Source organism: Nocardia coubleae NBRC 108252, from assembly GCF_001612805.1.
GTDB classification, from domain to species: domain Bacteria; phylum Actinomycetota; class Actinomycetes; order Mycobacteriales; family Mycobacteriaceae; genus Nocardia; species Nocardia coubleae.
Window position 1 is genome coordinate 170,524 of record NZ_BDBD01000001.1, and the last position, 12,933, is coordinate 183,456.

General features: G+C 69.9%; 12 protein-coding genes. 4 read left to right on the plus strand and 8 right to left on the minus strand.

The window, feature by feature from the left end:
- Positions 1-100 precede the first annotated feature (100 nt).
- The 6 genes from lnt to NCO8_RS00830 all read right to left on the minus strand — a co-directional run bounded on the left by lnt (position 101) and on the right by NCO8_RS00830 (position 6,230).
- Positions 101-1,630, minus strand: a complete 1,530-nt coding sequence (lnt, locus tag NCO8_RS00805) for an apolipoprotein N-acyltransferase (protein ID WP_067635563.1) — start codon at positions 1,628-1,630, stop codon at positions 101-103.
- Positions 1,631-1,957: 327 nt separating this feature from the next.
- Complete coding sequence (locus NCO8_RS00810) at positions 1,958-3,541, minus strand: amidohydrolase (protein WP_067635503.1); 1,584 nt, start codon at positions 3,539-3,541, stop codon at positions 1,958-1,960.
- A 30-nt stretch (positions 3,542-3,571) separates the two neighbouring features.
- Entirely contained in the window at positions 3,572-3,775 is a 204-nt protein-coding gene (locus NCO8_RS00815; protein WP_067492208.1) for a hypothetical protein, read from the minus strand.
- A gap of 42 nt (positions 3,776-3,817) precedes the next feature.
- Positions 3,818-4,309, minus strand: a complete 492-nt coding sequence (locus NCO8_RS00820) for an FxsA family protein (RefSeq protein ID WP_067492207.1) — start codon at positions 4,307-4,309, stop codon at positions 3,818-3,820.
- Between the two features lie 73 nt (positions 4,310-4,382).
- Positions 4,383-5,042, minus strand: a complete 660-nt coding sequence (locus tag NCO8_RS00825) for a response regulator (protein WP_067635505.1) — start codon at positions 5,040-5,042, stop codon at positions 4,383-4,385.
- Positions 5,043-5,063: 21 nt separating this feature from the next.
- The gene (locus tag NCO8_RS00830; protein ID WP_067635507.1) at positions 5,064-6,230 is read right to left on the minus strand and encodes a sensor histidine kinase; all 1,167 of its coding nucleotides are present in this window, start codon (positions 6,228-6,230) and stop codon (positions 5,064-5,066) included.
- Between the two features lie 56 nt (positions 6,231-6,286).
- Here NCO8_RS00830 and NCO8_RS00835 point away from each other — a divergent pair, with 56 nt between their 5' ends.
- Positions 6,287-7,054: a TSUP family transporter gene (locus NCO8_RS00835; protein WP_067635509.1), complete on the plus strand. Its 768-nt coding sequence runs from the start codon at positions 6,287-6,289 to the stop codon at positions 7,052-7,054.
- On the opposite strand, the gene NCO8_RS00840 is transcribed toward NCO8_RS00835, so the two are convergent.
- Positions 7,051-7,695 (minus strand): TetR family transcriptional regulator, encoded by a 645-nt coding sequence (locus NCO8_RS00840; protein WP_303745828.1) that lies wholly within the window; start codon positions 7,693-7,695, stop codon positions 7,051-7,053. The genes NCO8_RS00835 and NCO8_RS00840 overlap by 4 nt on opposite strands.
- Positions 7,696-7,829: 134 nt before the next feature.
- On the opposite strand from NCO8_RS00840, the gene NCO8_RS00845 reads away from it, so the two are divergent.
- Together NCO8_RS00845 and NCO8_RS00850 are read left to right on the plus strand one after the other, a co-directional pair.
- Positions 7,830-9,359 (plus strand): TldD/PmbA family protein, encoded by a 1,530-nt coding sequence (locus NCO8_RS00845; protein WP_067635511.1) that lies wholly within the window; start codon positions 7,830-7,832, stop codon positions 9,357-9,359.
- 8 nt (positions 9,360-9,367) lie between these two features.
- A complete protein-coding gene (locus NCO8_RS00850) occupies positions 9,368-10,747 on the plus strand; it encodes a TldD/PmbA family protein (protein ID WP_067635565.1) in 1,380 nt (459 codons plus the stop codon).
- Positions 10,748-10,814: 67 nt separating this feature from the next.
- On the opposite strand, the gene NCO8_RS00855 is transcribed toward NCO8_RS00850, so the two are convergent.
- Positions 10,815-11,972 (minus strand): erythromycin esterase family protein, encoded by a 1,158-nt coding sequence (locus tag NCO8_RS00855; protein ID WP_067635513.1) that lies wholly within the window; start codon positions 11,970-11,972, stop codon positions 10,815-10,817.
- Positions 11,973-12,052: 80 nt separating this feature from the next.
- Between NCO8_RS00855 and NCO8_RS00860 the strand changes: the two genes are divergently transcribed.
- A complete protein-coding gene (locus NCO8_RS00860) occupies positions 12,053-12,760 on the plus strand; it encodes a MerR family transcriptional regulator (protein WP_067635567.1) in 708 nt (235 codons plus the stop codon).
- Positions 12,761-12,933: the final 173 nt, after the last annotated feature.

The following is a 12,933-nucleotide window of genomic DNA, read 5'->3' on the forward strand; positions in this document are numbered from 1 at the left end:
GCGGCCGGATGGCTACCGATCTGGATTTATTTCGCGCTCAACGAATTACACCCCTGTAGCAGCAACTCGATGCCGCTTCCCCCGGGCTGAAACAAACCGCTTATTCAGAATTTCCCGAGCTGCGCATAACCTGCGTCTGGTTCGCTCGGTGGCGGCGGGCCAAGAGCAGTCCCGCGCCGATCGCGGTCAGGATAACGGACGCCAGTTCGGGCGCCGCACCGATCCTGGTCGCGATCGTCGCCGTGTCGCGCAATGGTAACTGGGCGACCAGCGCCGCGGGGACGACTTGGTCGGAGTGCTGCGTGAGAGTGCCGTCGGCGGTGATGATCCCACTGACCCCGGTGGTTGCCGCGACCACGAGCGCCCGCCCGTGCTCGACCGCGCGCACCCGCGACATCGCCAATTGCTGATACGTCATCTCACTCTCGCCGAAGGTGGCGTTGTTGGTCGGGACGGTCAGCAATTGCGCGCCCGCGGCAAGGGATTCCCGGAATGCCCGGTCGAAGGCGACCTCATAACAGGTGGCGACGCCGATTCGGACATTCGCGGCAGTAACGGTGCCGTCGCCGTGGCCGGGTACGAAATAGCCCGCGCGATCGGCATAGGAAGAGAACAAACGGAAGAAACTTCGCATCGGCAGGTATTCACCGAACGGCTGGATGATTTTCTTGTCGTGGCGCTCTCCCGGCCCGGCGGCACCGTTCCAGACGATCACCGAGTTCGTGGTGGTCCGGTCGCCGTTCAGCAGAACCGCGCCGACGAGGATCGGGGCACCGATGCGTTCCGAGGCGCGGGTGATGACGGCGGCGGCGTCGGCATTGCGCAGCGGGTCGATATCGGAGGAGTTCTCGGGCCAGATCACGATGTCCGGTTTGCGCTCTTGACCGCGTGCGACGCTGTCGGCCAGTTCCTCGGTGCGCCGGACGTGGTTGTCGAGCACGGCGCGGCGCTGGGCGTTGAAGTCGAGGCCGAGTCGCGGCACGCTGCCCTGGATGGCGGCGACCGTCACCGTGCGCAGGCCGTCGTCGGGGGCGGGCAGGGTGGGGCGCAGCGCGAGCCCGGCCAGCGGCGCGACGATCACGGCGAGACCGGTCAGCGCGATGCCCTTGTCGACAATGCGCTGTCCGGCGCGCACCCGCAGCACGATGGCGGCGAGCGCGGTGCCGGTGAGGGCCACCGCGAAGCCGATCAGCGGGGCGCCGCCGTAGGCCGCCAGGGGCAGGTACCAACCGTCGGCCTGCCCGAAAGCGATTCTCCCCCAAGGGAATCCGCCGAAGGGAACATTCGAGCGCGCCCATTCGGTCGCCGTCCACGCCAGCGCCAGCCACACGGGCCATCCGCGGAGTCCGCCGAGCCACCGCGCGAGCACGCCCCAGAGCCCGAAGAACACCGCGCACGCCGTCGACAACGCCAGCCACGGCACGGGCCCCACGTAGATCCCGGTCCACGGCAGCAGCGGCAGGAAGAACGCCAACCCGCCGAGCATTCCGTACCCGAACGCGGCCCGCACCCTGCGCGTCCCGTAGACCGCGAGCGTCAGCAGCGCGACGGCGAAGGGCGCGAGAAACCACAGCGGCCGCGGCGGAAAGCTGGCGAACAGCAACAACCCGCCGAGCACCGCCACGGCCATCCGCCAGAACACGGCCCCAGCCGTCGCCGTCCCCACCGCTCGATCGGAACCGGCATCGCCTTCCCGCCCCGCGCTCCACTCCGACGGCGACGTGGAGTCAGGTCCGTGAGTGGCGCTCGTTCCGGCTGCAGGTCGTTCCGTCGACCTTCCCCGCTCAGCGGAGCGGTCGTCGACAGGGCCCGCCTCCGGCGCGGACGGACTGTCGCGCCCCTCGTCGCCGGGATACGCAGGTCCCTCGGTCTGTCCCGATGGCTGGGTGGGTAGAGGCCGGTCGCCGGTGGCGGGGTCGATCATGGTGTCGCGCTCCGTGATTCGTGGCGGGTCGGCTCAGGCCGCGTAGATGGTCGTGCCGTTGTGCACGGTGCGCAGACAGGTCGGCAGGGGCACGTCCGGGTCGAGGGCGGGCAGGCCGGGGACGCGCGAGCGCGGGTCGGTCGACCAGCGCTGGACGGTGTCGGCGGCCGCGGCGACGACGAGATCGCCCGCGTCCCAGATCGCGTACGACGCGGGGGCACCGGGGACGAGGGTGCCCGCCATCCCGTCGCGGACACCGCCCGCGCGCCAGGCGCCACGGGTGGCGGCGGCGAAGGCGGCGCGCGGTGACAGTCCGTGGCCGGAGGTGCGGTGGTGGACTGCGGCGCGGATCTGTTCCCAGGGATTCAGGGTCGTCACGGGGGCGTCGGAGCCGATCGCGAGGGAGATCCCGGCGGCCGCCATCGCGGCGAACGGATTGAGCCCGGCGGCGCGCTCGGCGCCCAGGCGGGTGGCGTACATGCCGTCGGTTCCGCCCCAGGCGGCGTCGAAGCCCGGTTGCACCGACAGGATCACTCCGAGCCGGGCGAGCTGTTCGATCGCGGCGGCGTCGGTCATCTCGGCGTGCTCGACCCGGTGCCCGCGCGCGGCGAGGGCGGGGCCGCCGAGTTCGCTTGCGACCCGGGCGAATCCGTCGACCACGAGGTCCATGGCCGCGTCGCCGATGGCGTGGAACCCGGCCTGGATCCCGGCTTCGGTGCAGGCGCGCAGGTGGTCGGTGACGGCATCGGCGTCGAGGAAGTTCTTCCCGCAGCCGGCGGCGTCGGCGTACGGTTCGCGCAGCAGTGCGGTGTGTGAACCGAGCGACCCGTCGACGAACAGGTCGCCGCCGAGTCCGTGCACGCCGAGTTCGGCGAGCAGCGTGCGCGCCTCGTCCGCGCCGCGCACGGCCTGGCCCCAGTAGGCGCGCACCTGCACGCCGTGGTCGAAGGCGAGCAGTTCGCGCACGTCGTCACGGCTGGAGATGTCGGGTCCGGCGCATTCGTGCACGGCCACGATGCCGTGCGCGGCGGCGCTGTCGAGGGCGGCGGTGCGGGCCGAATCCCGTTGGGCGCGAGACAGTCCGGCCAAGGCGACGGCACGTACCCGGTGGTGGGCGTCGGCGCGCAGAGGTTCGCCACGGTCGCCGGACTCACCGGCGGCATCGAGCAGCGCCGACGACGCGACCGCCGAGTGCGCGTCGATGCGCGCGAGGTAGACAAGCCTGCCCGGCCCCGCGGCCTCGTCGAGTTCGGCGACCGTCGGCGGCCGCTGCTCGGGCCAGGTGGTGTCGTCCCAGCCGTCGCCGATGATCACCCCGTCGGGCTGCCGCGCGGCGTGGGCGCGCACCGCGTCGAGGAGGTCGGCCAGCGAGCGAGCGCCGCGCAGATCCAGCCCGGTGAGCCGCAGTCCGAGGGCGGTGACGTGGACGTGCGGGTCGACGAACGCGGGCGCGACGAACGCGCCGTCGAGGTCGATGATCTCCGCGTCGGGATGCATGGCACGCCCGGGCGCCTCGGCACCGAGCCACACCACGGTGCCGTCGGTGACCGCCATCGCGGTCGCGTCCGGGGAGCTGGAACTGTAGAAACGACCGCCGATCAGCAACTGGGTACTCACGGTGCCCCAGTCTGCCGTATCGGCGGATCGTCAGGTCGGCAGGGACAGCACGGCGCACACGTCGGCGTCGCCGAGTCCCGCCGGTGTGTGTCCGCCCGCTCGGGCGGCGATCAGTTCCAACCGCCACGCGGCGGTGGTGAAGTCCGACATCGACTGTCCGGCAGCGGTACTCGCTCGGCGTACCGCGTCGGCCAGTTCCTCGCTCACCGTGACGGTGATCTGCTCGGTGGCCATGCGGGTCACTGTAGACCGTCGGCCGGTAGGAGTGTCGACGGTTCAGGCGGAACCGAGCGCACGCGGTCCACGAGTGTGCCCGTCGTCATACCACTGGCCGACGACGTCACCGTCGACCACGTCGCCGCCGGCATCGACGACCACGCCACGGTAGGGCGCGGGCGCGAACGAGGGCAGCGGGCCGAAGCGCCTGGTACCGAGCTTCTCGAGCACCGGCCGCAGCAGCGCGCGGGTGGGCGGGAACAGGGCGAGCAATCCGAGCACACCGGTGACGAGGCCCGGCACGAACAGCAGTACCGATCCCGTCGCGACGAGCAGTCCGTCGGCGACCGCGCTCTCCGCGCTCACCTCACCGCGCGAGGCCCGGCGGAACCGGTCGAACACCCGTCGCCCCTGCTTGGCGAGCAAGGCCAGTCCCACGCCGGAGACCGCGACGAGCACCAGCAGCGCCCAGCCGACGCCGATCACCTGGGCGAGGCCGACGAGGGCGGCGATCTCGACGACGAGGTAGAGCACGAACAGCAGGGCGGTCATGGTGATCCTTTCGGACGATCTACCCGTTCAACGCACGAGCACGCGTTTTTTCTCCCGGCCCGTGGCGGATCACTCATCCGCCGGGCCGCACCAGCCCGGTCTCGTACGCCAGCACCACCGCCTGCACCCGATCGCGCAGCCCGAGTTTGGTGAGCACCCGGCCCACGTGTGTCTTCACGGTGGCTTCGGACAGGAACAGTGCGGCGGCGATCTCGGCGTTGCTCTGCCCGGCGGCGATCTGCTCGAGCACCTCACGTTCGCGGACGGTGAGCACGTCGAGCACCGAGGGGTCGCGCAGTCCGGCCGGATCGTCGGCGACGAGGCGGTCGAGCAGGCGTTTGGTCACCTTGGGTGACACCACGGCGTCACCGGCGGCGACGCTGCGGATCGCCGAGACGAGGTCTTCCGGCGGGGTGTCCTTGAGCAGGAATCCGCTCGCCCCCGCGCGCAGCGCGCCGAGGGCGTGTTCGTCGAGGTCGAAGGTGGTCATCACGAGCACGCGCACGCCGTCACCGGTGGCGACGATGCGGCCGGTGGCGGTGACGCCGTCGACCACCGGCATGCGCACGTCCATCAGCACGACGTCGGGGCGCAGCTCCCCGGCGCGCCGCACGGCTTCCTCGCCGTTGGCCGCCTCACCGACGACCTCGATGTCGGGGTGGGCGCCGAGGACCATTTTCAGGCCCATCCGCATGAGTTCCTGATCGTCCACCACGAGCACACTGATCGGCATTCCCTCACCCTAGCGGCCGGTTCAGTCGGTTTCGGCGCGCAGCGGGAGGCGGGCGCTCACCTGCCAGCGCCCGTCGGGCAGCTTGCCCGCGTGCAGGGTGCCGCCGAGCACCGCGACCCGTTCGCGCATGCCGACCAGGCCCATACCGCCACCGTGAATCGCGCTCTCCCGCACGGGAACTCCGCCGCTGTCGGTGATCTCCACCAGGATCTCCTCGGCGCCGCGCTGCACCCGCACCACGGCCTTGGCGCTCGCACCGGCGTGCCGGAGGGTGTTGGTGAGCGACTCCTGCACGATGCGGTGCACGCCGAGGCTCACCTCGGGTGCGATGTCGTCGAGTTCGCCGGTGAGCTCGAGGTCGACGGCCAGGCCCGCCTCGCGCATCATCTGCGCCAGTTGCGCGATGCCCGCGCTGCCGTGCTGGGGCAGGAGTTCGGGTGCGTGCTCGGTGCGCAACAGGGCGACGGTGCGGCGCAGTTCGCGCAGGGCATCGCGGCCGGTGCCCGCGATCGTCGACAGCGCGCGTTCGGCGGCGTCCGGGTCGGTGCGCAGGGCGTATTTCGCCCCGTCGGCCTGCACGATGATGACGCTCACCGCATGCGCGACCACGTCGTGGAGTTCGCGGGCGATGCGGGTGCGTTCGGCGGCGACGGCCTCGTGGGCGCGGCGCTCCTTGTCGTAGTCGGCGACGGCCAGCCGCGCGGCGACCTCGGCGTCGTAGGCGTGCCGGGCGCCGTTGAACTCCGCCAGCGTCCAGCACAGCGCGTAGATGGCGCCGACGAGGATCAGGTCGCCGCCCTTGGGCTCGCGCACCAGCAGCACCGACAGACCCAGGTCGAGGGCGAGGAAGCCCACGTAGATCAGCCCGTCACGGCGTCCGACGTAGGCCACCAGCGTGTAGAGCATCACGCCGAGCCCGATCAGGGCCACGTGCGGTGCGGTGCTCTCGTTCAGCAGGTAGGCGGTGAACGTGCACAGCAGCGACAGCACGAGCAGGGTCGCGGCCATGGCGCGCGGGTACAGCCGCCGCAGGGCCACCGGCATCGGCAGCAGCACCGACAGTACGAGGTAGACGACCTTGTTCCTGGCCTCGCCCACGCCGAGGACGTCGAAGCACAGCAGCATCGCCGCGAGGAGGGAGTCGGCGACGATGGGTCGTCCACGAAGCCACAGACTGAACCGGCGCACCGGCCAAGCCTAGGCGCCCGCTGGCTTTCCGGCCGTGATCTTGATTGCCTTGACGCGTGCAACTCGGAGACTGGACGGTGCTACTGGTGGCCGCGGCGGCGGCGGGCTGGGTCGACGCGGTGGTCGGCGGCGGCGGGCTGATCATCCTGCCCACCCTGTTGCTGGTGGCCCCCGGCATCGCACCGCAGACCGCGCTCGGCACGAACAAGATGGCCGCGCTGGCGGGAACGGCCACGGCGGTACTGACCTTCGCGCGCAAGGTGCCGATGCAGTGGAAGGTGCTGGTGCCCGGTGGGGTGATCGCCGCGATCACCGCCGCGTGCGGTGCGGCGGCCGTGTCGCTCATCGACCGGGAACTGTTCATCCCGATGGTGATGGTCGTGCTCGTCGGCGTGGCGATCTTCGTGACGTTGCGACCGAAGGTCGGGTTGACGATGGCGACGCACCCGCCGACGCGACGCAAGGTGATCCTGGTCGTCGCGCTCGCCTCGGGCCTGATCGGCCTCTACGACGGCTTGCTCGGCCCCGGCACCGGAACCTTCCTGATCATCACCTTCGCCACCCTGCTCGGCACCGAGTTCGTGCGCGCCGCGGCGATGGCGAAGGTCATCAACTGCGGGTCGAACGTGGGCGCGCTGCTGTATCTCGGCGCAACCGGGCACGTGCTGTGGGGGCTCGGCGCGGGCATGGCGGTGGCGAATATCGCCGGTGCCGTTGTGGGTTCGCGGATGGCGCTGGCCAAGGGCGCGGGCTTCGTCCGGGTGGTGCTGCTGGTCGTCGTCGTGGTGATGGTGGTGCGGCTGGGCTGGCAGCAGTTCGCCTAGCGCACCGCGTCGGGCTGGGCCGCCAGCCACGGTTGCAGGACCCGCGAGGTGGTTTCGTGGATCTTGCGGTGCAGGCGTTCGCCGTCGTCGATGCTGTGCTGCGGTTGCTGGAACAGCACCGTCAACGCGCCCGAGACCGCGCCGACCACGGCGCCGACCAGGGCGGCGGCGCCGACTTCGTCGAGTTCGTGGGGAAACGCCAGGTGCAGTTGCCTGGCGATCTCGCGCTGGGCGACGAGCTGGGCATGCGCGGCGCGACCGCTCACCGACGGAACGGTGCGCGACACGCGGGCGCGCAGGGCGGCGATGCGGGCGCCCAGGTCGTCGACGAGGTGTTCGCCGGGGTTGTCGCCCGCGGCGCGCAGGGCACGCAGCAACACCTCGACGGGTCGCTCCCCCGGCCTGCGGGTGGCGATGGCCGCCACCGCCGCGCGCACGCGGTCGTCGGGTTCAGGGAAGAGCAGTTCTTCCTTGCTGGCGAAGTAGTTGAAGAAGGTCCGGGTGCCGACCTCGGCCGCGGCCGCGATCTCGGCGACGGTGGTCTCCTCATAGCCTGCTGCCTCGAACAATTCGACGGCGGCCAGCAGAATCGCACGACGGGTTCGTTCCCTTTTTCGATCGCGGAGGGCAGATGGCGGCACGGCGGGCACCCTACGGCATCCGCGGGTTCCCCGGCGGGAGGATCGGGGCCCGCGCGTCACGGTTGTCGCTGCCACGGCCCGGTTTTCACGCGGGTGTGGGGCACGTGTCGGTGGGAGCCGCTAGCGTAGGCGCGGTGAGTACCACGACTTCACACGAGGTGGACGAAGAGTTCCGCGCGCTCGGGCTCGCCGCGCTGGCCGAGGCCGCGTTGTCGGCGGCCCGCGCGGCGGGCGCCGAACATGCCGATCTGCGGGTGCAGCGGTTGGTGATCCAGTCGATCCGGTTGCGCGACGGCCGGGTCGAGGCGGTCACCGATGCGACCGAACTCGGGTTGGCGGTGCGTGTGATCGTCGACGGCACCTGGGGTTTCGCGTCCCACGCCGCCCTCACCCCCGACACCGCCACCGAGGTGGCGCGTCGCGCGGTGACGGTCGCGCGAGCGCTGCGTTCGCTGAACCGGGAGCGGGTGGAGCTGGCCGACGAACCGGTCTACGACGACGTGTCCTGGGTGTCGGCCTACGATCTCGATCCGTTCGCGGTGCCGACGGCCGACAAAGTGGCGCTGCTGCAGGACTATTCGGGGCGGTTGTCCTCGGCCGACGGTGTCGACCACGTCACCGCCTCGGTGTTGCAGGTCAAGGAACAGACCTTCTATGCCGACACCGCGGGATCGTCGATCACCCAGCAGCGGGTGCGGTTGCATCCCGAGCTCGAGGCGGTGACCGTCGACGCCGCGTCCGGGGTGTTCGAGACCATGCGCACCCTCGCCGCGCCGGCGGGGCGCGGGTGGGAGTACGTCACCGGCGCCGACGGAACCTGGGACTGGGCAGACGAACTCGCGCGGATCCCCGGCTGGCTGGCCGAGAAGGTGAAGGCGCCTTCGGTCGTGGCCGGGCCGACCGATCTGGTGATCGACCCGACCAACCTGTGGCTCACCATCCACGAATCCATCGGGCACGCCACCGAGTACGACCGGGCGATCGGCTACGAATCCGCCTATGCGGGTACATCGTTCGCCACTCCCGACAAGCTCGGCACCTTGCGCTACGGCACCCCGATCATGCACGTCACCGGTGACCGCACACAGGTGAACGGGCTGGCCACCGTCGGCTACGACGACGAGGGTGTGGCGGGCCAGCGGTGGGATCTGGTGCGCGACGGTGTCCTCGTCGGCTATCAACTCGACCGCGTGTTCGCCCCGCGCCTCGGCCTGGACCGCTCCAACGGCTGCTCCTACGCCGACTCCCCGCACCATGTGCCGATCCAGCGGATGGCCAATGTGTCGCTGCAACCGGATCCCGACAACGACACGAGCACTGCCGAGCTGATCTCGCGGGTCGAGGACGGTCTCTACGTCGTGGGCGACAAATCCTGGTCGATCGATATGCAGCGCTACAACTTCCAGTTCACCGGGCAGCGGTTCTTCCGGATCCGCAACGGGGAGCTGGCCGGTCAGGTGCGTGATGTCGCCTACCAGGCCACGACAACCGATTTCTGGGGGTCGATGGAGGCGGTCGGCGGGCCGAGCACGTGGCAGCTGGGTGGGGCGTTCAATTGCGGTAAGGCGCAACCGGGTCAGGTGGCGGCGGTGAGTCACGGTTGCCCGTCGGTGCTGGTGCGCGGGGTCAATATTCTCAACACCCGGACGGAGGGCGGCCAGTGAGCGCGAGTGTGTTCCCGGCGGGCGCGGTGGTCGAGCGGGCGCTTGCCGCGTCGACGGCCGACGAGGCGATCGTGCTCGTCACCGACGCGCACGAGGCGTCGCTGCGGTGGGCCGGTAATTCGATGACCACCAACGGTTCGTCGGTGTCGCGGTCGTGGGCGGTGATCTCGATCTTCCGCGACGGACCGAACTCGGCTCGCGTGGGCTCGATCGCGTCGACCAGCGTCGATCCGGCCGACATCGCGGCCGTGGTGCGGGCCAGCGAGGAGGCCGCGCGCACGGCCGAACCGGCCAAGGACGCCATGCCGCTGCTCGAGCCGACAGAGGACGATTCGGACACCTGGGAGCAGGCGCCGGGCAGCACCGGGATCGAGGTGTTCGCCGGGCTGGCCCGCGACCTGTCGACCGGATTCGACGGCACCGACCGGCTCTACGGTTTCGCCCACCACCAGGTGCACACCACCTGGCTCGGCACCTCCACCGGTATCCGGCGCCGGTTCACCCAGCCGACGGGGTCGGTCGAGATCAATGGAAAGCGCGGGGAGGGCAGCGATCTCGCCAGCGCCTGGGTCGGCGTCGGGACACCCGATTTCGTCGATGTGGACACACCCGGGCTGCTGTCGGAGCTCTCGCGGCGGCTCGACTGGGCCGCCCGCCGGGTCGACCTGCCCGCGGGCCGCTACGAAACCCTGTTGCCGCCCTCGGCGGTCGCGGATCTGATGATCTACATGGCGTGGAGCATGGAGGGTCGCGGCGCCCAGGAAGGGCACAACGCGTTCGCCCGGGCGGGCGGCACGCGGGTCGGTGAGCGACTCACCGACCTCCCGCTCACCCTGTACTCCGACCCGAAGGCGAGCGGCCTGGAGTACCGGCCGTTCGTGGCGATGCCGTCGTCGACGGAGTCGCTGTCGGTATTCGACAACGGAATGTCCGCTCGGCGTGTCGACTGGATCTCCGACGGCACCATCGAATCGCTGATCTACCCGCGCGCCACCGCCGCCGAATTCGGCACCACCGCAACGGTTCCCGGCGAAAACCTGCTGCTCACCGGCGGCAGCGACGCCACCCTGGACGACATGATCGCCCGCACCGAACGCGGCCTGCTGCTGACCTGCCTGTGGTACATCCGCGAGGTCGATCCGGCCACCCTGCTGCTTACCGGCCTCACCCGCGACGGCGTGTACCTCGTCGAGGACGGAAAAGTCACCGGCGCGGTGAACAACTTCCGCTTCAACGAGAGTCCTCTCGACCTGTTGCGGCGGGTTTCGGAGGCAGGCGCGACCGAGATCACCCTTCCTCGCGAATGGAAGGACTGGTTCAGCCGAACGGCTATGCCGCCCTTGCGGATTCCGGACTTCCACATGTCGTCGGTGAGCCAGGCGACCTGAGTTCGTAGGGGCGACGGTGCCCGACTGCACCGCCGCCCCGGGACAGGTCATCGCGACCGGACTGGGGCTAGCCCCAATCGGCGAGACTGGTGGCGCTTCCCTCGGGCAGGTGCAAGATCACGTCTGCTCCCTTGATCGTGTCGGGGTCCAGGGGAAAGTAGCCCTGCTCAGGTTTCGTATCGGTGCGGATGTCGGCAGTACCGAGGGTGCCGGCGGCCACCAGTCCCCAAGTGGACGTGGACTTCTGGAGGATGCCCTCGTAGGTACCGGGGTCTGGTTCGCCGAGTTCCAGGCCGGTGCTGCGGCCCAGGCTGCCGAGGACCGCCTGGTAGCGCTCCCCCATCAGGGCCGCGACGATCGCGCCCGCTCCCGACCAGGTGAGGTTCATCGGGCCCATTCGCATGATGCTCGAGGTGCGGCGCAGGTGCAGGTTGTGGGCGCACACCAGGGTCGGGCCGCGTGGACTCTCGACGGTGCGGATGTCGAGCAGGTTCTCGGCCATGAGGGCGTCTCGGGTGGCGGACAGGGCCGACCAGCGTTCGTCGTCGGGGAGAGGATCGGCGGCTCGAGCGTGGTAGCGCAGCAGGCCGAGGCCGGTGGTGAGATGGACTGCGGCCCTGCGCCATTCGTCGAGCGAGGTGGTGGCGATTCGTTCCGGTGCCCGGGTGCGGAGGCGGACGAGCAGGTCGTCGGCCATGACGCGCAGGCGCGCGGCATCGGTGCCGGCGCCGACCGAGACCGTCGGGTCCATGATCGCCTCGGTGCGGTCCCACCGGTCGTCCTCGCCTGCCACCTCGTGGATCCCGAGGTCGAGTTTCAGGTAGTCGCAGGCATATTCGAGGTAGGGGCGCGGGCTCGGTGCGTACATGGTTTCCATCGCGCCGTCGAAACCGTGGATGCTCACGCGGTCCGCGGGTGCCAGTTCGGCATTGTGGGCGCGCAGCCAGGTCACCAGTTGCCGGTTGGCGTCGAAGGCGCCGAAGCCGTGGGTGAAGCCGGTGCGCATCACCTCGTCGAGGGTGCCGACACCGTGGCGGACATAGTCGTCGATGGTGAGTGCGGCTGTGCGGCAGGTTTCCAAGGCGATGGAGCGGAAGCCGCGCTCGACCAGGTCGGCGAACAGTTCGTTGCGCAGGGCGGCGAAGCCTGGCTCCTTGTGCGTGGGTTCGCCGAAGGCGAGGAGCTCGCAGGTGGAGGGGATGAAGTCCCAGATCTTCTGACTCATGTGGGTATATCGTATCGTTGAAGAAACGGTGTAGACCTCACCCGGTTTTGCAAGTCAGATGCCAGGTAAAGTCTCAAATCGTGAGGAACCTGCGGCCGACGGACCTGGCCCGTGAGCACGGCATTTCCACCCAGGCGGTGCGCAACTACGAGGAGGACGGGTGTCTCCCGCCCGCCGACCGCACACCCACCGGATACCGCGTCTACACCGGTCTCCACGTCGCCGCCTTGCGGACCTACCTCACCCTGATTCCGGCCTTCGGGCACTCCGTCGCGAGTCGCGTCATGCGTGCGCTGCACGATGACGATCTCGACGCCGCTCTCACCGAGATCGACCGTGCCCATGCCCGTCTACTGGAAGACCGTGAGACTCTGACCGCTATCCGTCGCGCGGTCGACCACCTGGCGAACGAATCGTCCTCCTCAACAACGAATCCCGAGACCGCGTACACCATCGGTGAACTAGCCGCGCACCTGCGGCTTACCCCCGCCACTCTCCGAGCTTGGGAAACGGCAGGCATCCTCTCCCCTGCCCGCGATTCCGCCACCGGCTATCGGCTCTACACCTCCGCCGACCGCCGCGACGCTCATCTGACGACGATCCTCCGTCGTGGTGGTTACCGTCTCGAGCACATCGCGGCCGTTATCGCTCAGATCCGTGCCGCGGGGAGTACCGAGGCCCTTACCGCTGCTCTGACCGCTTGGCAGGCCAAGCTGACCGAGCAGGGTCTTGCGATGCTGGATGCGGGGGCGGTGCTTCGTGGGTATGTAGCCGAGCTCCGCGCGTAAGTGCTTCTTCCGGAACGGCATTCGCGTATGGCGAACCACTTGTCGGCGGTGTCGGGTGAAGCTTTTCACGACCGCAGGTCCGGGCCCTACGGGACGGTTCGAGTGATGCCACCTGCCGCACTCCCGGGCGTGCGGAACCCGATCGGTGGTTTGTGCACCACAAAGGTATTGGG